Origin of the sequence: Glycomyces terrestris (genome assembly GCF_003933745.1) — a bacterium.
In the GTDB taxonomy this organism is placed as follows: domain Bacteria; phylum Actinomycetota; class Actinomycetes; order Mycobacteriales; family Micromonosporaceae; genus Glycomyces; species Glycomyces terrestris.
In genome coordinates, this window is record NZ_RSEB01000007.1 from 113031 (window position 1) to 132995 (window position 19965).

The 19965-nt window shown below is 68.5% G+C and carries 14 protein-coding genes; 5 read left to right on the top strand and 9 right to left on the bottom strand.

What is annotated here, in order from left to right:
- Window positions 1-235: 235 nt before the first annotated feature.
- The gene (locus EIW28_RS21790) at window positions 236-1606 is read left to right on the top strand and encodes an NCS2 family permease (protein ID WP_232014122.1); all 1371 of its coding nucleotides are present in this window, start codon (window positions 236-238) and stop codon (window positions 1604-1606) included.
- Window positions 1607-1666: 60 nt separating this feature from the next.
- Here EIW28_RS21790 and EIW28_RS21795 read toward each other — a convergent pair whose 3' ends face one another.
- A complete protein-coding gene (locus EIW28_RS21795) occupies window positions 1667-2851 on the bottom strand; it encodes an ABC transporter permease (RefSeq protein WP_125249830.1) in 1185 nt (394 codons plus the stop codon).
- Window positions 2848-3717, bottom strand: a complete 870-nt coding sequence (locus tag EIW28_RS21800; protein ID WP_125249831.1) for an ABC transporter ATP-binding protein — start codon at window positions 3715-3717, stop codon at window positions 2848-2850. Before EIW28_RS21800 ends, EIW28_RS21795 begins: the two co-directional genes overlap by 4 nt.
- 728 nt (window positions 3718-4445) lie before the next feature.
- On the opposite strand from EIW28_RS21800, the gene EIW28_RS21805 reads away from it, so the two are divergent.
- The 3 genes from EIW28_RS21805 (at window position 4446) to EIW28_RS21815 (ending at window position 10157) form a co-directional block, all read left to right on the top strand.
- Complete coding sequence (locus tag EIW28_RS21805; RefSeq protein ID WP_125249832.1) at window positions 4446-4925, top strand: hypothetical protein; 480 nt, start codon at window positions 4446-4448, stop codon at window positions 4923-4925.
- 111 nt (window positions 4926-5036) lie between these two features.
- Entirely contained in the window at window positions 5037-8798 is a 3762-nt protein-coding gene (locus tag EIW28_RS21810) for a leucine-rich repeat domain-containing protein (protein ID WP_125249833.1), read from the top strand.
- A gap of 135 nt (window positions 8799-8933) precedes the next feature.
- Window positions 8934-10157, top strand: coding sequence for an NAD(P)/FAD-dependent oxidoreductase (locus EIW28_RS21815; RefSeq protein WP_125249834.1), 1224 nt, complete (start codon window positions 8934-8936; stop codon window positions 10155-10157).
- A 168-nt stretch (window positions 10158-10325) separates the two neighbouring features.
- On the opposite strand, the gene mgrA is transcribed toward EIW28_RS21815, so the two are convergent.
- From mgrA to mshA, 7 genes are all read right to left on the bottom strand, one after another.
- Window positions 10326-11318 (bottom strand): L-glyceraldehyde 3-phosphate reductase, encoded by a 993-nt coding sequence (gene mgrA / locus EIW28_RS21820; protein ID WP_125249835.1) that lies wholly within the window; start codon window positions 11316-11318, stop codon window positions 10326-10328.
- Between the two features lie 111 nt (window positions 11319-11429).
- Window positions 11430-12116, bottom strand: a complete 687-nt coding sequence (locus EIW28_RS21825) for a response regulator transcription factor (RefSeq protein ID WP_091048759.1) — start codon at window positions 12114-12116, stop codon at window positions 11430-11432.
- Between the two features lie 12 nt (window positions 12117-12128).
- Complete coding sequence (locus tag EIW28_RS21830; RefSeq protein WP_125249836.1) at window positions 12129-13370, bottom strand: sensor histidine kinase; 1242 nt, start codon at window positions 13368-13370, stop codon at window positions 12129-12131.
- An 88-nt stretch (window positions 13371-13458) separates the two neighbouring features.
- The gene (locus EIW28_RS21835; protein WP_125249837.1) at window positions 13459-14253 is read right to left on the bottom strand and encodes a phosphoglyceromutase; all 795 of its coding nucleotides are present in this window, start codon (window positions 14251-14253) and stop codon (window positions 13459-13461) included.
- A 347-nt stretch (window positions 14254-14600) separates the two neighbouring features.
- A complete protein-coding gene (locus EIW28_RS21840; protein ID WP_125249838.1) occupies window positions 14601-16718 on the bottom strand; it encodes a protein kinase domain-containing protein in 2118 nt (705 codons plus the stop codon).
- 476 nt (window positions 16719-17194) lie between these two features.
- Window positions 17195-17668, bottom strand: coding sequence for a type III secretion system chaperone family protein (locus EIW28_RS21845; protein ID WP_125249934.1), 474 nt, complete (start codon window positions 17666-17668; stop codon window positions 17195-17197).
- Window positions 17668-18903, bottom strand: a complete 1236-nt coding sequence (gene mshA, locus EIW28_RS21850; protein ID WP_125249935.1) for a D-inositol-3-phosphate glycosyltransferase — start codon at window positions 18901-18903, stop codon at window positions 17668-17670. Before mshA ends, EIW28_RS21845 begins: the two co-directional genes overlap by 1 nt.
- A gap of 358 nt (window positions 18904-19261) precedes the next feature.
- On the opposite strand from mshA, the gene EIW28_RS21855 reads away from it, so the two are divergent.
- The gene (locus EIW28_RS21855) at window positions 19262-19933 is read left to right on the top strand and encodes a TetR/AcrR family transcriptional regulator (RefSeq protein ID WP_232014125.1); all 672 of its coding nucleotides are present in this window, start codon (window positions 19262-19264) and stop codon (window positions 19931-19933) included.
- Window positions 19934-19965: the final 32 nt, after the last annotated feature.

The window sequence follows — 19965 nt, forward strand, 5'->3', positions numbered from 1 at the left end:
CACCGGGGGCTCGACCCTAAGTCGACGCCCCGGAGCCGTCCCCCCCTTGGCTCCGGGGCGTCGCCTTTCCGCGGCCTGTGAAGAGTGTGTAAAACTCGCAACTTCGCGCCCCGCTCGCTTCTCTTTCCGTGGCGGACCCGGTACATTACCCGCAGGTTCAGTACCTGCCCTTACCCTGTTTCCCGAGGTGCCTGCTGCCCGGCATCCACCACGCCTGCACAGGAGTGCCCGCCACATGGCCACTGAAGCCACAGAGAAGAAGAACGAGACGCCCGAGCCCGGGCGCCTCGACAAGTACTTCGGCATGACCGAGAACAAGACCAACTGGAAGCGCGAGGTCCTGGCAGGGACCACGACGTTCCTGGCGATGGCCTACATCCTCGCGGTCAACCCCGGCATCCTCAGCTTCGGCCTCTCCGAGGCCGGGGTCGACGCGCCGAACCCGGGCGCGGTCTTCACCGCGACCGCGCTCGCCTCCGCGCTCGGCTGCCTCGTCATGGGCCTGTGGGCCAAGTACCCCATCGCCACCGCCCCCGGCATGGGATTGAACGCGTTCTTCGCCTTCACCGTGGTCCTGACCCTCGGCATCCCGTGGCAGACCGCGCTCACCGGCACGCTCGTCTCGGGCGTGCTGTTCTTCATCCTGGCCGTCACCGGCGCCCGCGAGTCGATCATCAACGCGATTCCGGCGCAGCTCAAGCTCGCCGTCGGCGCGGGCATCGGCCTGTTCATCGCGTTCATCGGCCTCAAGGGCGGCGGCATCGTCGTCGGCTCCGAGGCCACGCTGGTGACGATCGGCGACTTCACCTCCGGCACGGTCCTGCTCACCGTGTTCGGCCTGGCCGCCACCGCCGTGTTCATGGTCCTGGGCTGGAAGGGCGGCGTGTTCTACGGCATGCTCGCGACCCTGGTCCTCGGCCTGGTCACCGGCGTCATCGACTTCCAGCTCGCCGAGGGCTTCACCCCGAACCTCGACTCGTTCGGCGCGGCCTTCACCGGCTTCGAGGACGCGTTCACCGTCCACATGATCGCGGTCATCCTGACCATGCTGTTCGTGGACTTCTTCGACACGGCCGGGACGCTGTTCGCCGTCGCCGGCCAGGCCGGCCTGGTCAAGGACGGCAAGCTGCCGCGCGCGGGCCGGGCCCTCGCCACCGACTCGATCGCGACCTCCGCGGGCGCCGTCCTCGGCACCTCGACCACCACCGCGTACATCGAGTCGACCGCGGGCGTCTCCGTCGGCGGCCGCACCGGCCTGACCGCGGTGACGACCGGCTTCTGGTTCATCGTCTCGCTCGTGGCGTTCCCGGTGTTCGGCCTGGTCGCCAACAACCCGGCGGTCACCGCGCCCGCGCTCATCGTCGTGGGCGTGCTCATGGCGAAGGCGCTCGGCGAGATCGAGTGGGCGAAGCTCGAGTACGCGATCCCGGCGTTCCTCATCGTCGCCGCGATGCCGCTGACGTACTCGATCTCCAACGGCATCGCCCTCGGCCTGGTGTTCTTCCCGGTCATGATGACCGCGAAGGGCCGCTGGAAGGAAGTCCACCCGATCGCCTGGGTGCTCATGCTCGCCTCGATCGGCTACTTCCTGTTCCTGACGGAGTAGCGGACCCGCACGGAGAAGGGCCCGGGAGGCGATCCTCCCGGGCCCTTCCGCGTTCCTTCCCTACGCGGCGCGGCGGAGCGCCTCGGTGAGCTTCATGCGCGAGCCGGTGTACAGGACGCTGCGCTTGTACAGCTGCGAGCCGAGCGCGAGCGCCCCCGCCGCGGCGGCCGCCAGGAGCACCGCGGAGAGGCCGACCTGCCAGGCCGGGACCTCGGTGATCGCCATGCGGGTGGGCATCGCGATGCCGGAGAACGGCGGCACGATCGACAGGACCTCCGCGAACGTGCTGGTCGGCGCGTTCAGCAGGAAGATCGCGCCCAGGTAGCTGAGCGTCAGCGACATGATGAGCGGGGTCAGGACCGACCCGGACTCCTCCTGGCGCGACACGAGCGAGCCGACGCCGCCGGCGAGGGTGCCGAAGAGCGCGAACGCCATGAGCCACCAGCCGATCGTGGAGACCGCGGCGGCGGCGGTGCCCGGCGGCAGGTCGCCGAGCATGCCGGTCGCGGCCGAGACGCCGAGGCCGACGGCGACCATGGCGACGAGGTTGACCAGGGAGATCACGCCGAGGCCGATGACCTTGCCGCCCAGCAGCTGCCAGGGCTTGAGGCTGGTCAGGAGGATCTCGACGATGCGGCTGGACTTCTCCTCGACGACGCCCATGGCGATGTACTGCACCGGGGTCATGAGCATCATGAACATGATGATCGAGATGACCAGGCCGGTGAAGTAGTCGAGCGTGCTGTGCACGCCCCCGGACTCGAGGGTCACGAACTCGAGGGGCTCGACGGTGAGCGCGCCGGCGATCTCCTGGTCGGACAGGCCCGCGTTCGCGAGGTTCGTCTGGACGCTGGCGGCCTGCCAGGCGGCGTCGATCTTGGTCTCGACCTCGTTGCCGACGCCGTCGAGGCTGTAGAGGGAGCCGTCGGCGACGGCCGCCTCGACGGTCTCGTCCTCCACGGCCCGCTCGGCCTCGTCCGCGGTGTCGTACACGGTGATGTCGAAGCCGCCCATGGCTTCCAGCTGGGCCTGCATCGCGGGGGCGTTCTCGCCGGCGAGGCCGATCGCCGCGTCCTCCTCGTTCCCGCCGATGAGGCTCGGGAGCGCGGCGAGGACGCCGACGATGACGACGGTGACGAGGAGGCTGACGAGGTTCGCCTTGGACAGGCCGCGGACGCGGATCTCGCGCCCGGCCACGAGCATGAGCCCGCGCATGCGCGAGGTCTCGGCGGACTGGTTGCTCATCGGGTCACGGCCTCTCGGAAGATCTCGGCGATGGTGGGCTGGTCGTAGGCGAAGCGGGTGACGCGCCCGGCGGACGAGGCGACGCGCAGCGCCTCCTGGTCGTCGCCGTCCTCGATGAGGTAGTCGTCGCCGTCGCGGGTGACGGTCCCCGGGAGGAGGGCGGTCAGGTCCTCGGCGGCCTCGACGCTGATGCGCAGCTGCTTGACCTCCTTGGCCTTCAGCTCCTCGACGGTCCCGGAGGCGATGATGCGGCCGTTGCCGATGATGACCACGGAGTCGCAGAGCCGCTCGATGAGGTCGAGCTGGTGGCTGGAGAAGATGACGGGCGCGCCGGCCGCGGCGCGGTCCTTGAGCGCGGTGCCCATGACGTCGACGGCGATCGGGTCCAGGCCCGAGAACGGCTCGTCGAGGATGAGCACCTCGGGGTCGTGGACGAGGGAGACCGCGAGCTGGACGCGCTGCTGGTTGCCCAGGGACAGGTCCTGGACGAAGTCGCCCATGCGCTCGCTCAGGTCGAGCTGTTCCAGCAGCTCGGCCGCCGACCGCTTCGCCGCCGCCTTCGACATGCCGTGCAGCTCGCCGAAGTAGGCGACCTGCTCGCCGGTCTTCATCTTGGGGTAGAGGCCGCGCTCGGAGGGCATGTAGCCGAAGCGGCGGCGCTGCTCGACGCCGAGGGGCGCTCCGTTGTAGACGATCTCGCCGGAGTCGGCGGCGAGGACGCCCATGGCGATGCGCATCGTGGTGGTCTTCCCGGCCCCGTTCGCGCCGACGAACCCGACGACTTCGCCCGGGGCGGCCGAGAGCGACACCCCGTCGAGGGCGACGGTGTCGCCGAACCGCTTGTGCAGGTCCTTGATTTCCAACATGACTTCACCCTAGGTGCGGACGCGGGCCCGATCCTCATGCTTGAGGCTGATTCCGGACCCGCCCGCTTCATTCGCGAGAAGTAATCACGCCGGGGCCGCGGCCCTCGACCGCCGGAGCGCCCGGCGCGGCACCCGCCCGCCCGGTTCACCGCGGCCCCGCGCGCGATCTGCCGAACCGTCCTCTTCGCGCCCTCGATGACCCTAATCTGGGTTCCGGAATCCTGCCCCGGCCCGGCCTCGGGCGGGAACCCGAGGAGCCGGACGCGCAGGCGCCCGGCACGAGCGGCGAGGAGACCGATGGCGCCTGCGGCTGGAGACCCGACACCCCGGGACCGCCCGACCGCCCGGCCGCGGCCCACCGATCCCCGGCCCGCGACCACCGCGCCGCAGGCGAGCGGCTCCGCGACCACGTCCAGCCGGGCGCCGGACTCCTGCACGCCGCCCCGGACGGCCGCCCTGACGCCGCTGTCCTCCGCGCCGTGGCCGCAGCCCTCCCGACCGCCGACCAAGCCCGCCGCACGGCCGCCCGCCTGGCCGCCGCCGGACCTCCCGTCCAGGGCATAGGACCCGCCGGCCCGATCCGCGAAACCGCGCCCTGTCACCCGAACCGGTGACACGCGCCGAAATCGAGGCCAGCGCCGCGCCGCCATAGCCCGTATCCTGGAAGAACACCGCGACTCCGCGGAAACCCAAGAGCCTCAGGCGACCCCCGGATCGAGGCGATCATCGTGCCCAACCCCCCGTACGGCCCCGTCCTGCACCGGCCCAACCCGCTCTTCTACCTCCTCGGCCTGCCCTTCATCGCCTACGGTGTCTGGGTCGCCTTCCAAGGCGTCCTCATGGTCGTCGCGTTCTTCGACCGCGCCGACCCCTTCGCGGGCGACGGCCCGGCGGCCTTCGGCGAAGGCGCGACCACCGTCGTCTGGGGCGCGGTCACCTTCACCATCGGCTGCTACATCTGGCGCGCCGCCCGCCGCAGAGGCGCGAAGGACCGCTTCGGACGCCTCCTCATCATCGCCGGATACGTCCTCGTCGGCTTCGGACTGGAGGCCGCCGTCGACGTCATGACCGCGATGATCCAGGGGAACGACGGCAGGAGCGCCGTCCTCGAAGCGGCCGTCTGGGCGGTCCCCGGCGCGATCCTCGGCGCCATCGGCATGAAGATGGCCGACGAGATCGCCATCATGACCGCCACCGTCAACGAGTGACCCACCCGTCCTGTCCGCGAGCCCTGATCTGCCCGACCCGGAGGATCCCTTCGGGGGCGATCCCTCACTACACTGAAGATTTCCTGTCTCCAAGCCGGAAGAGCCCTCTCGATGCTCGACGAGGCCCTGAGCCGCATCCAAGAAGCCAAGCGCACCAGGCAGACCGCCCTCGACCTCACTGATCTGGCGCTGACGGAACTGCCCGAGGAGGTCTGCGAACTCACAGTGCTCACCAAGCTCAATCTCTTCGGCAACCGATTGGTCTCGCTGCCGGAGTCGATCGGCGAAATGCGGGCGCTCTCCGAGCTGACCCTCACCGGAAACCGGCTTGCGGTGCTGCCGGAGTCGTTCGGCCGTTTGACCTCACTGACCGAACTGGACCTCGGCTCGAACGAACTCTCCGAACTCCCCGACTCCTTCGCGCACCTGATCTCACTCACCGAACTCAGTCTGAGCTACAACGACTTCGAGTGCCTCCCCGAGTCGATGGCAGCCCTCACCTCGCTGAGCGACCTCGACCTGTCCGACAACTGCCTCCGCGCGCTCCCCGAATGGATCGGTGCACTCACCGGATTGACCGTTCTGGACCTCAGCGACAACCGACTCACGACACTGCCGGGTTCGATCGGTGCGCTGACGGCACTCACCGAACTCAATCTCTCCGGCAACAGGCTCACCCGCGTTCCGGACACGATCGGCGATCTCCGGCATTTGAGCAGCCTCAGCTGCTCTGACAACGATCTGAGCGAACTCCCCGAAACGATCGGCGGGCTCACCGCCCTCACTGAACTCCGATTCGACATGAACGACGTGCGCAGACTGCCGGAGTCGATCGCAAGCCTCACGGCCCTCGCCACACTGCACCTTCCCTCCAACCGGTTGGAGGCGCTCCCCGAATCCATAGGGGCGCTGGTCTCGCTCACCAGTCTCGATCTGCGCGACAACCGACTCCCCGCCCTGCCCGATTCGATCTGCGACCTGACCGCACTCGAATCGCTCGATGCAAGGGACAACAGGCTCATCGCCCTACCGGAAGGGATCGGCCGCCTGTCCGCGCTGAGCAAACTCTTGCTCCGCGGCAACAACCTCCGCGCTCTCCCCGAATCCCTCGGGGGGCTCGTCTCGCTCACCGAGTTCAACATCTGGTCCAACGACCTCGACACCATCCCTGAATGGATCGGCAACCTCACCGCCCTGACCGAGCTCGACCTCAGCTTCAACCGGCTGACGACACTGCCGACCTCGATCGGCGATCTCACCGCACTCACCCGTCTGGACTGCAACTACAATCAGCTGTCGGCGCTGCCGGAATCGATCACCAAGCTCACCGCGCTCACTTCGATGAACTTCGGCAACAACCGATTGACGGCGCTGCCTGAAACGATCGGCGTCTTCACCTCGCTCCAAGACCTGGAACTCGAAGGCAATCAGCTCACTTCACTCCCGGACGCCGTCGGAAACCTCTCGGCGTTGACGCGGCTTTCCGCGGCCGTCAACCGCCTCAGCTCCCTCCCTGCCAGCCTGTCCTCGATCCCGGGCCTGACCGAGCTCGAGATCGACGGCAATCCGCTCGCCCCCGAGGTGGCCGCCGCCCACGAAGGCGGGTTCATGGACCTCATGGCCTTCCTGGAACAGCTCGCGACCGACGGAGTGACCATTCGCGAAGCGAAGCTCGTGCTCGTCGGCGAGGGCGCGGTCGGCAAGAGCACACTGCTTTCGGCGATGCTGGGCGAACCGTTCACGGTGGAGCGGTCTTCGACGCACGGCATCGAGGTCAGCCCCCTGGTGCTCGGCCGAGGGACTGACGACGAATGCGTCCTGAACGCCTGGGACTTCGGGGGCCAGCCGACCTATCGGCCGACCCACCAGCTGTTCTTCACCTCGCCGGCCGTCTATCTCGTGGTCTGGAAGCCGCGGCACGGGCCGCGGCAGGACAACGTCGGGGAATGGATCGAGCTGATCCGCCGCCGAGCCGGTGATGACGTCCGCATCCATGTCGTCGCGACTCACGGCGGTCCAAAGGACCGGCTCGCGCACATCGACGAGACCGGACTGCGACAGGCGCACGGCGATGTCATCGTCGGCTTCCACCACGTCGACAGCAGGACCGGCGAGGGCATCGAGGAGCTTCAGGCCGCGGTCTCGGCCACCGCATCGGGTCTGCCGCACTTCACTCGGAGACTCCCCGCCAGCTGGCGACATCTCCAAGAAGATCTGCGCCGAGGGGCCGAACCGTACCTGGACTACGAGGATTACCTGGCCCGAGCAGCCGAGTACGGGCTCTCGGAATCCTCCGCGAGCACCCTCGCGACCGTGGCCACGCACCTGGGCCACTGGTGCTACTACCCCAACATCCCCGGTCTCGATCAGCTCGTGGTCCTGAAGGGCGACTGGCTCAGTGCTGCGGTGAGCCTCGTCATCGACGACCTCGAGACCGTCCGGAACCACGGTCTGGTGGAGCACTCCCGGCTCAATCAGATCTGGAACGACCCGACGAACCCCGAGCACCTGCGCTACCCGGAGCGCGTCCACCGCATCCTGTTGCGGCTCATGGAGGAGTATGAGATCTCCTACCGGGTCGGCGGAGGCGGTCACGGAGGAAGGCCGCCGACGAGCCTCATCGCCCAGCTGGTCGACTCGCGCACTCCCGCAATGGAAGCTTGGAACGACTACGGACGCGCACTGCCGATGCAGACCCGGACTTGCAGGTTCAGCGACTCCTCGGAGAACTTCCACATTCCCGAGGGCCTGATCTACCGCCTGATCGTTCGGCTGCACCAGTTCTCGCTCGGCCGCGAGCGGTACGAGCAGAGCGTCCACTGGACGGGCGGACTCGTCGTGGACAACGGCATGCACGGCAGAGCGCTGATCAGATTGCAGCGCGATCAGCTCCAGGTCTCGGTGAAGGCCGTCGCCCCCGAATACTTCCTCACGATGATCCTTGAAGAAGTGCGCGCTCATGTCGAGGAGTTCTGGCAGGGAGTGAAGGTGCACAACTTCGTCACCTGCGGCAGCTTCTGCAACGACCCCGACGCCTCTCGTCAAGGGCAGTGGCAGGTCGAGCGCCTCTTCAACCGGCGCATGAAGGGGAAGCAGGACATCACCTGCAATTCGTGTGACGAGGACGTGTCGATTCGCGATCTGCTCAGCGGTGTCACCGAAGACGCTCCGCCCGACGTGCGACTGGCGGAGGTGAGCGAGGCAGTGCTCGACCCGGACTTCAAAGCCCGTATCGACCGGTTCGAACAGGCGGTCCTCAGAGAGGAAATCGAGCACGCGGATGTCGCTGGACTGGTCAGCCAATGCGAGTCCGGACTCCAGGACATGCTCAGGGCATTCGAGAGCCAAGCGTCCAACGGGCCGCGGATATTCACGTTCGAACCCCTCAAACCGATGACGGCCGCTGACCTCCACCTCGACGTTCAGGTGGTCCTCTGGTGCGAGCACTCGCGGATGCCGGTCCGGGACTTGAGTGGGGACCAGCTCTCCGGAGTGGTGAGACTCAACCTCTCCCTGCCGTGGTTCTTGAGTGCCAGCACGTGGATCTTCTCAATGGCGACCCTGCTCAGGGTCGTGCAGCCACAGAGGCTCGCCGGGGATCCGGTCCCCATACGAGCAAGTGGCCGCGGACGCGCGATGACCGATCTCTCGTCAATGAAATGGTCGAGCGTGGACCAGTTCTTCAAGGAGGCCCGGGTGGGGGACTACGACTCCAGAGCCGACGAGCTTCGTGAACTGCACCGTCTCATCCGAGCGAAGGATCCGGCCTTCGGCGGACTCGTCCGGGTGCGGCAGCGGGGCCGGTACCTGTGGGTCCATCCCCGGTTCAAGGCCGAGTTGAGTCCCGGGCTTCCCGATATGGGCGGGGACTGAGACCTTCGGCGCGGCGGGTGTCGCCAGGCCCTCCCGCGGTCACCCGTTCGGCGTAAGAATGGGAGGCGGACCGACCGCCGAGGGGCGCCGGGGGCCGCGCGCACGAGCGGCCCGGCGACGCGTGAGGAGACGTACATGAGCAACGCACCGTTCGTCATCGTCGGAGGCGGCCTCGCCGCCTCCAAGGCCGCGCAGACCCTGCGCGACGAAGGCTACGAAGGCGACCTCGTCGTCGTCACCGGGGAACCGCACCGACCCTACGAGCGGCCGCCGCTGTCCAAGGACTACCTCCGCGGCGACGCCGACCGCACCGCCCTGTTCACCGTCGACGAGGACTGGTACCGCCACAACGCCGACCTGCGCGTCGGCGTCCCCGCCACCGGGCTCGACACCGCGGCGCACCGGCTCGCGCTGGCCGACGGGACCGGCCTCGACTACGCGAAGCTGCTGATCGCGACCGGCTCGACGCCGCGGGCGCTGCCGGTGCCCGGCGGCGACCTGCGGGGCGTGCACCTGCTGCGCACCGTCGAGGACGCCGACCTGCTCGCCGCCGAGCTCAAGGGCGGCGGGGGCCGGGTCGCGATCGTCGGCGACGGGTGGATCGGGATGGAGGTCGCGGCGTCGGCCCGGCAGCTCGGCCGGGACGTGACCGTGTTCGGCATGGGCGCGCAGCCCCTCGAACGGGTCCTGGGGCCCGAGATGGGGCTCGTGTTCGCGCAGCTGCACCTCGACAAGGGCGTGGACCTGCGCCGGCGCACCCAGGTCGCGAAGATCCTCGGCGAGGACGGCCGCGCGGTCGGCGTCGAGACCGGCGAGGGCGAGCGGGTCGAGGCGGACCTGGTGCTCGTCGCGGTCGGCGTCGCCCCGAACACCGGCCTCGCCGCCGCGGGCGGGCTCGAACTGCGCGGCCGGGACCTCGGCGGCGGCGTCGCCGTCGACGCGACCCTGCGGACCAGCGCCCCCGACGTGTGGGCCGCGGGCGACATCGCGAGCGCGCCCTACCCGCACTACGGCCGCCCGATCCGGGTGGAGCACTGGCAGACCGCGATCGACACGGGCGTGCACGCCGCGAAGGCCGCGCTCGGCTCGGACGAGGCGTTCGACAAGCTGCCGTACTTCTTCACCGACCAGTACGACCTCGGCATGGAGTACCTCGGCTTCGTGGCCGGCCCGGACGCCTACGACGAGGTCGTGGTCTCCGGCGACCTGGAGTCGCTGGAGTTCGCGGTGTTCTGGACGAAGGCCGGGCGCGTCCTCGCCGGCATGGCCGTCAACACCTGGGACCGGGTGGGCGACATCGAGGCCCTGATCCGGGCCGAGGAACCGCCGGGGGAGGAGGCGCTCCGGTCGTTCCGGTGACCGAAGGGCCGCAGCGGGTCTGCGACCTCGCCGCCGGGGGCCGAGCGGTACGGCGCGAAGGCCGGTCCCCTGGCGGCGCACCGCCTCCGGAGCCGGACCGGGAGACGCACCTGGAGACGCAGCGCGGGGCCGCCGGAATCCGGCGGCCCCGCGAACACCGTTGCGGCGCTAGCCGATCGAGGCGGCGTCGATCGCGGCGAGCTCGTCGGCGGTGAAGTCGAGGTTCGCGGTCGCGGCCACGTTGTCCTCCAGCTGCCGCACGCTGCTGGCGCCGATGATGACGCTCGTCATCCGCTCGTCGCGCAGCGCCCAGGCGAGCGCGGTCTGCGCCAGCGACTGGCCGCGGGCTGCGGCGATCTCGTTGAGGGCCTTCACCTTCGACATGGTCTGCTCGTCGAGGCTGTCCTCGTTCAGGAAGTGGCTGGTCTTCGCGCGCGAGTCGGCCGGGACGCCCTTGAGGTACCGGTCGGTGAGCACGCCCTGCTCCAGGGGGCTGAAGACGATGCAGCCCGCGCCGACCTCCTCGAGCGCGTCGAGCAGGCCGTCCTCCTCGATGCGGCGGTCGAACATCGAGTACCGCGGCTGGTCGATGAGCAGCGGCGTCCCGAGGTCGCGCAGGATCGCGGCGGCGGCCCTGACCTGCTCGGACGTGTAGTTGGAGACGCCGACGTAGAGGGCCTTGCCGGAGCGCACGATCGCGTCGAGCGCGCCCATGGTCTCCTCCAGCGGCGTGTCCGGGTCGGGCCGGTGGTGGTAGAACACGTCGACGTAGTCCAGGCCCAGCCGCGCGAGCGACTGGTCGAGGGAGGCGACGAGGTTCTTGCGCGAGCCCCACTCGCCGTACGGGCCGGGCCACATGTAGTACCCGGCCTTGGAGGACACGACGATCTCGTCGCGGTACGGCTTCAGGTCGGAGGCGAGGAGGCGGCCGAAGTTCTCCTCGGCGCTCCCGGCGGGCGGGCCGTAGTTGTTGGCGAGGTCGAAGTGGGTGACGCCGAGGTCGAAGGCGCGCCGCACGATCTCGCGCTGGGTCTCCAGCGGCCGGGTGTGGCCGAAGTTGTGCCACAGGCCGAGGGAGATCGCGGGCAGTCGGAGGCCGCTGCGTCCGGAGCGGCGGTAGGGCATGGACTCGTAGCGGTCGTCCGCGGGAAGGTAGCTCACCAGTGCACCCTATCCACCGCGCCCGGCGCGGCAATCGTTATCCCAGAGGCTGGATCCTATAGGAAGTGTGATACTCGCAAGGTGAACGCCAGGTGACGGCGCTCGGCGCGCTCAGGCGTGCGGGTCGAACTTGTATCCGAGGCCGCGGACCGTGACGAGGTGGCGCGGCTTGCCCGGCTCGGGCTCGATCTTGGAGCGCAGGCGCTTGACGTGCACGTCGAGGGTCTTGGTGTCGCCCACGTAGTTCGCGCCCCAGACCCGGTCGATGAGCTGGCCGCGGGTGAGCACGCGCCCGGCGTTGCGCAGCAGCATCTCCAGCAGCTCGAACTCCTTGAGCGGCAGCTGCACGTCGCCGCCGCCGACGGTGACCGTGTGGCGGTCGACGTCCATGCGCACCGGCCCGGCCTCCAGGACCGTGACGATCGGGTCGTCGGGCTCGGCCGAGCGGCGCAGGACCGCGCGGATGCGCGCCACCAGCTCGCGCGAGGAGTACGGCTTGGTGATGTAGTCGTCGGCGCCCAGCTCCAGCCCCACCACCTTGTCGACCTCGGAGTCCCGGGCCGTGACCATGATGATCGGGACGTTCGAGTTGGCGCGCAGCTCCCGGCAGACCTCGGTGCCGGACTTCTCCGGCAGCATCAGGTCGAGCAGGACCACGTCGGCGCCGGCGCGCTCGTACTCCTTGATGGCGGCGTCGCCGTCAGCGGCGACCGCCACCTCGAAGCCCTCCTTGCGGAGCATGTAGGAGAGGGCATCGGAGAACGATTCCTCGTCTTCAACTACGAGCACGCGGGTCACGAGTGAACCTTCCTAACGGCCGGGCTTGCTGGTTGTTCCGATTTCAGCCGAGTCCGGTGCCGTGGCGTCGGACGGAAGGGAACGCGCAGGCAACATCAAGGTAAACACTGACCCGGCATCGGGCATACTGGACACTTCAACCCTACCCCCGTGATTGACCGCCACATGCTTGACGATCGCCAGGCCGAGGCCGGTGCCGCCGGTCGCGCGCGACCGGGCTGCGTCCACCCGGTAGAAGCGCTCGAAGATGCGGTCCAGCTCCTCCGCGGGGATGCCGATGCCCTGGTCGCGCACGGCGATGCACACCATCTTGACCCCCGCGAGGTGCCCGTTCGGGGACGTCACGGAGGTCTCCACCTCCACGGCCGTGTCGTCAGGTGAATAGGAGATGGCGTTGCCGACGAGGTTCTTCACGGCGGTGACGAGCTGCGGCTCGTTCCCGAGCACCTCGGTGCCCTCGACGCCGGTGAGGCGCAGCTCGATGCCCTTCTCCTCGGCCGCTATCCGCGTCTGGTCGAACGCCTCCATGACGATGCGGTCGACCTCGACCGGCTCGGGGTCCGGGAGCTTCTCGGCGCCCTGGAGCCGCGACAGCTCCAGCAGGTCGCTGACCAGGTGGTTCATGCGCTTGGACTCGGAGCGGATGCGGTCGGCGAAGCGCGCGGCCGCGTCCGGGTCCTCGGCGGCGTCCTTGAGGGCCTCGGACAGGATCTGCATCGCGCCCACGGGCGTCTTGAGCTCGTGGCTGATGTTCGCCACGAAGTCGCGCCGCACCCGCTCGACGCGGTGCAGCTCGGAGATGTCCTGGAACTCGGCGACCGACACGCCGTCGGGCAGCGGCGTGATGCGCACGCTCACAGCGCTCGGCTCGCCCATGACCTGCTTCGGGACCTCGATCTCCGCGTCCCGGTAGCGGCCGGAGCGGCGCGCCTGCGCGAGCAGGGCCCGCAGCGTCAGGGACACGATCTCGTGGTCGTCGACGAGGCCGAGGTCGCGGGCGGCGCGGTTGGTGTACAGCACGCGGTTGTGGTCGTCGACCAGGCAGACGCCGGTCCGGAGGAGGCCGACGGCGGCCTCCCACGGGCGGGTGTCGGGGACGGGGGCGGTGCGCGGCTCGGGGTGGGGGGCGCCCCGGTGCCGGATCCTCATGAGTGCGGTCGCGGCGGCGCCGAAGGCGGCGCCCGCGGCGAGACCGGTCAGGACGCGCCCGACGCCTCTGCCGAGGGTCGTGGGCTGCGGTTCGTTGTGGGCCACGCCCCCAGACTAGGCAGGAAACGGCCCGGCGTCGAGCGCCGGGCCGTGATCGAGGCCGCTCCGATGCGGCGCAGAGCGGACGTTCGGGCTATTTCTTCTCGGCCTGCTCCAGGCCCTTGTTGTCCTCGCGCTTGGCCTTGCCCTGGTTCGCGACGGCGGCGGCCGCGGCGGCGGCGGCCTCGGGGTCGAGGTAGGCGCCGCCGGCGGTGACGGGCTTGAGGGTCTTCTCGTCGAGCTCGTAGAGCAGCGGCATGCCCGTGGGGATGTTCAGGCCCACGATCGCCTCGTCGCTGATGCCGTCGAGGTGCTTGATGAGGGCGCGCAGCGAGTTGCCGTGCGCGGCCACGAGCACGGTCTGCCCGGTCCGCAGGTCGGGCACGATCCCGTCGTACCAGTAGGGGAGCATCCGCTCGATGACGTCCTTGAGGCACTCGGACGAGGGGCTGACCTCGGGCGCGAGGGACGCGTAGCGGTCGTCGCCGTCCTGGGAGAACTCCGAGCCGGGCTCGATCGGCGGCGGCGGCACGTCGAAGGAGCGGCGCCAGATCATGAACTGCTCCTCGCCGAACTCGGCGAGCGTCTGGGCCTTGTCCTTGCCCTGGAGGGCGCCGTAGTGGCGCTCGTTCAGGCGCCAGGAGCGCTTGACCGGGATCCAGGACCGTGCGGCCTCGTTCAGCGCCAGCTCCGCGGTGTTGATGGCGCGGCGCAGCAGCGAGGTGTGGACGACGTCGGGCAGCAGCCCGGCCTCGGCGAGCAGCCGCCCGCCCCGGCGGGCCTCCTCCTCGCCGGAGGGCGACAGCTTCGCGTCGACCCAGCCGGTGAACAGGTTCTTGGCGTTCCATTCGCTTTCGCCGTGGCGAAGCAGCACGAGAGTGTAGGTCATGCCCCCATACTGCCGCCTCGCCGCGCGGGCGGCCCCCCGGTCGGCGCGAAGGTGTGGCGGCCGTCGCCTCTCGACGAGCATCTCGGCATCACCGTGCCTCGCTGCCGCGAACCAAGCCGAAGGCGCGGCGGAAGAATTGAGCATCGTCCAGAATCCCGGTGCGACAGCGCAGGGCGCATTGAAACTCGAACTCGCAATCTCGAGCTTGTCATGCGGCTCAGGAGCCACCCCAGTTCTCAATACCGTTGACGGTTGTGGTGATCACTTCGCAGACTCGATTCACGCTCGTGATATGAAACTTGACGTCCGACACGTTGACGAAGACCTGATAAGTGCCCTTCTGGCCGTTATGCCGCCGCACTGTATGCCCAAACCGCTTCTGAAGGAGCTTGTCCAGACTTGTTGATCTGCTCGCGCGCCTTCTTGCCTGTTTTGAATGACGGCACCAGCATGTTCTGCGTCATCGAGAACTCGAGTTCCACCTCCGCGATCCCTCGCGTGGACACGTGCTTGAACCGGCCGATGACCTCGACCTGCTTAGACATGTTGGTGGTCCACATCTTGTCGGTATCGGCCTCGTACTTGCCGAGACCGGCATATGCGTGTCCGACCCTCCGCCAGAAGTCGTCCTCCGGTACGTCCTCAGAGTCGCTCGCGAGCTGGATGAACATCTCAGCCTTCCGCAACGGTGTGAGGAAATCAGTGACCGTCTGCGGGCGCTCCGAAGGCTCTTTCGAGCTGGCTTGCTCGTACATTTCCAGCAGAGGCTCCGATGCACGGTCGTCTACCCAGTTGGTGAGCGTGTGGGTGAGCTTCTGGATGTTCCTCGCGGGACTCGCCGGCGAAGGGTCTTCTCCGACGATCAGAAAGAACATCAATTGGGCGAGGCTGTAAACATCAACGGTCATACTGCGGGCAGCCGAGGTGTTGTGGGCGTACAGCTGCTCTGGAGCCGCGTAATTGAGGACGCCTCCGACGCCTTCTCCCGCGGTCATCGTCATGGTACGATTTGTCTCGTGGTACGCCAGGTCGAAGTCGGTCAGGTACGGTGTGAGACTCCCCTCCGAATCGCGTTCGAGAATGATGTTCTCGGGTTTGATGTCGCGATGGAGGACGCCCTGTGAATGGGCGTATTGGACCGTCTCGCATATTTCGATCATCAGGCGCAGCACGATCTCGGCATTGCCTTCCTTCTCGATGTACGCCCTGCGCAGATTATCGCCCGGGATATACTGCATTAGGAAGCCGAATGGGGCTTTTGTCATCTCGTAGACTTGGACAATGCGCGGGTGGTCAAGCTTGCGCATACTGGCGTATCCGTTGGAGAACCGGCGGACCTTTACGCCGAGGTGGAGCTCATTGCCGTGGAAGATCTTCAGGGCTTTAAGTTGGCCTGTCCCGTTCTCAACGGCCCACACGTTCCCGAATGCGCCGTCGCCGATTTTGAACTTGACCTTGCCGAACCGGTTGTCCTCCCCGACGCTGATGTCGGACAGATGCTTCCTAAAGACCAACAAGCGGTCGTTGAGCTCACTCCAGTCCGAGTGCGAACGGATGTCAGGGCTGCTGCGCTCGGTATCCTCGAACCAGTTCGCCACGGCCTCAAGTTCGCTCGCGCATCGTTTCGAGCCGCCGGCAAGCCGGGTGCCGCGGTCGGTGAGCTCAGTGAATTCCAGATTGTGGTAGTGGTCCACGAGGCGCTGCGCCTTCGCAATGATCTTGGCCAGCTCGCTCTTCTCGATGGGGCGACCTTGCCGAGGCTCAAATCCTCTGCCGAGAATGACAGTTCCCGCTACGTCGCCCTTGAAAACGGGCGTTTGCGCCCCTTTGGGCAGGGCAGCCGCGATGTACTCGTAGACCCCCATGAGCGTGACGTCGCCGTCCCAGTTCACCGCGTCTCCGAGGAGCGCATCTATCAACCTGGTGGTGAATACGCCACGGCTGTTCTCCTCGAGCGCCAGCTCCTCAGGACGGCATGCGGCAAGCACGCACCGACTCTCGTTGACGGCTTGAATTTCACGCTCGATGTCAGAGGGTGAGAGTGGGCGGCTGTTCGTCCACGTGAACGCGGAGCCTGCGTGGCAGCAGTCGAGGATTGACACGACGTGGTCGAAGACCAGGCTAGCGGATTCCATGACCTGGGCAAGGTGGGCCAAGGAGATCCCCGGGTCGAAATTCTCCGCGTCGTGCGTGACCAGATGGCCGGCCTGGCCAATCACCTGGCCGTGTCCAGCGAAGTAGAAGAGAAGCGTGCTTCCTTCTCCGTAGTGCTCCTCGGCGTAGGCGGTCCGGTAGAGCTCCTTAAGAATTTCGCTGCGCGTGGCGTCGCCATCGAGTATGAGTACGCTCTCGAAGTCGTATTGCTCGAGTGAAAGGCAATCCGCTACGTCGCTTGCGTCATTGACGCAGCCGGTCAAAAGCGCCTCGGGATACGAATCGATGCCGATGATGATGGCTTTGTTCAAGGTTCTCCTAGGGGATTTCTGTGGAGATGAGGGGATTCCTTCTTAGGGGTACGATCGGAATTCGTCCGCGAGGCGAATTCCATTCAGTCTAGCCTACGGGAATGTAGTCGGGGAGATGGAAGGGTTAGATAATTGGACCCTGCTTCACTTCAATGCAACTCCACTCTCTTGAGCCACAGAAATCCATTTCCGTTGTAGGAGGCGGCGGGAGTAGACCTCCAGCCCAATCCAGAGCCCGATCGCCGCTTACCTCCCAAAACGATGCTCGGCCGTATTGGTCTGGCGTCTCCGGCCTTGTAAGGCGGGGCGGCCAGAGCCGCAGTCCTCGTGACGACTGAGGCCCCGGCGTACGTCTGCGGGCGGCTTCGGAGGAAAGGCCTCGTGCAGCTTGCGGGCTATGACCCTGCACAGGCAGCCCTCTGGCTTGCCAGATAAGTTGGCGGACCTTGCCGCATATGTGATTCGGCCTGGAGCCCTCAGTCGTCTGGGCGCAGGTGCTCGAACGCGGCGAGGTTCCGCGTGGACTCGCCGCGGGCGAGGCGCCAGCGCCACTCGTCCTGGATGGAGGACTTGAAGCCGAGTTCGAGGATGACGTTGAACGTCTCGTCGGCGGCCGCGAGGACCTGGCCGAGGACGCGGTCGAGCTCGTCGGCGCCGATCGCGGCGAAGGGGAGGCGCCCGACGAGGTGGATGTCGTCGCTGCCGTCCACGGCGAAGGACACGGCGTACAGCTTCCCGTTGCGGCGCAGGAGCTCCGCCCACACGGCCTCGTGGTTCTCCTCGGGCCGCCGGGCCACGAACGCCTCCACGCGCAGGGCGTGGTCCTCGATCACGAGGCCGCACTCGGTGGTGAGCTTGCGCTGCCCGGGGAGGCTGACGACCACGGAGCGCGGCGTGTCCAGGCGGTAGTCGGCGCCGATCTCGTCGAGGGCGGCCGTGAGTCGCTCGATCACCGGTTCAGCGTAATCGCCTGGGAGCGGCGCAGGACGGTGCGCCGGTAGGCGGCGCCGAGCCCTTCGGCGGTGGCCTGCCAGGAGAACAGCGCGGCGTGGGACCGGGCGCCGGCGGCGAGGCGCTCGCGCAGCGCCCCGTCGCGCATGAGGCGGCCGATCGCGTCGGCCCAGTCGCCGGCGCGGTGGGAGTCGACGAGGAGCCCGGAGGCGCCGTCGGCGACGGCGGTGGTCAGCCCGCCGACCTTCGCGGCGAGGACGGGCGTGCCGGCGGCCTGCGCCTCGAGGGCCACGAGCCCGAACGACTCGTTGTAGCTGGGGACGGCGACGGCGTCGGCGGCCCGGTAGACCTGCGCGAGCGCCTCGCCCGAGCGCGGGCTGCGCCACTGGACGCGGTCGCCGAGGCCGAGTTCCCCGGCGAGCTTCGGCAGCCAGTACAGGTCGGTGTTCGAGGGCCCGCCGACGAAGACGGGGACGATGCGCTCGGCGAGCGCCGGGTCGGTCTCGCGCAGGCGGGCGAGGCCGCGCAGGAGCACGTCGGGGGCCTTGGCCGGCTGGATGCGGCCGACGAACGCGACGACGAGCGCGTCCTGGGGGAGCCCGAGGGCCTGCCGGGCCGCGTACCGGTCCCCGGGCCGGAACACGCCGAGGTCGACGCCGGGGTGGACGACTTCGACGCGGCGGGCGTCGGCCGCGTAGTAGTGCTGGAGCTCGGCGGCCTCGGCGGCGGTGTTGGCGATGAGGAGGTCGGCCTCGGTGGTGATCTGCTCCTCGCCGACGACGCGCCCGATCGGCTCGGGGCTGTCGCCCTCGGCGAGCTGCGCGTTCTTCACCTTCGCGAGCGTGTGGAAGGTCTGCACGAGCGGGACGTTCCACCGCTCGGAGGCCACCCACGCGGCCTGGCCGCTGAGCCAGTAGTGGGCGTGGATGAGGTCGTAGTGCCCGGGCCGGTTGTGGGCCTCGGCGCGCAGGAGCCCGCCGGTGAACGCGCACAGCTGCGTCGGCAGGTCGTTCTTGGACAGGCCCTCGAAGGGCCCGGCGGGCAGGTGGTGGACGAGGACGCCGGGCGCGGCCTCGACGGTGGGGGGCTCCTCGGAGCTGGTGGCGCGGGTGAAGATCTCGACCTCGACGCCGGCGCGCGCGAGCTCGCGCGCGGTGTTGAGCACGTACACGTTCATGCCGCCGGCGTCGCCGGTGCCGGGCTGCGCGAGCGGAGAGGTGTGGACCGAGACCATCGCGACCCTGCGGACCGCCTGCTTGCGGCATCGGGCCCGGAACACCGGTGTGCGCCGTTGATTCACGTGTCAGTCCTCTCCTGCGGTTGCCTGTCCCCTGGAGCAACGCGCCAAACCCTCGCCATCCTTCCGCCTGGGGGTGTCCGGGCACAACCGCCGCACGCGCCGGAGTGACCAACTCCGCAATCCCGCAAGCCGCTCGGCGACATGGTCGTTTCGTTCCGTTTCGTGGCCGAATGGTGACACTCGGTCGAGGGAAGCCGGAATTTCTCTCGCGACACGACCGGGAATGAGCCTCAAATCCGGGCAAGTCGTCCATGATGGGGAGACTTGTCATCACCAGGGGGGAGACAACACCATGAGCACTGCAACCGTGCCCGCCGCCAGGCAGCCCACGATGTCGCCGGTGTCCAAGTTCGGCCAGACGCACTCGCTGCGCCGCCTGCCCGTCCAGGAGCGCTCGGCCGCCCGCGTCCGCCGCATGCTCGACGCCGCCGCCGACCTGATCGAGGAGGTCGGCTACGACCGGCTCTCGACCACCGCCATCGCGCAGCGCGCCGACGTCGCCATCGGCTCGGTCTACCAGTTCTTCGGGGACAAGCGCTCGCTCGCCGAGGCGCTGTCGCAGCGCTACATCGACCTGTACTTCGAGCGCCTGACCGCGCGCTTCGACGCCGAGCCCCCCGCCGACTGGCGGGCCGGGGTCGAGGCCGCGATCGCCGAGTACGTCCACATGTACCGCACCGCGCCGGGCTTCCGCGTCCTCCACCTGGCCGACGCGATCGACCCGGGCCGCGCCGACGCCGTCACCACCGGCGGCGACGTCATCGCCGAGCAGATCCTCGCCGGGCTCGCCCAGCGCTTCGGGATCGGCGGCGACGACGACTTCGGCAAGACCGTCACCGTCGCCGTCGAGACCGGCCAGGCCCTCGTCCGCCTGGCGTTCCGCCGCGACCCCGAGGGCTGCGCCGCCTCGATCGCCGAGGCCAACGGCGTCGTCTGCGACTACCTCGCCCGCCGCCTCCCGTAGCGCTCGCGCCGGGCCTGTCGCGGGCCACTCAA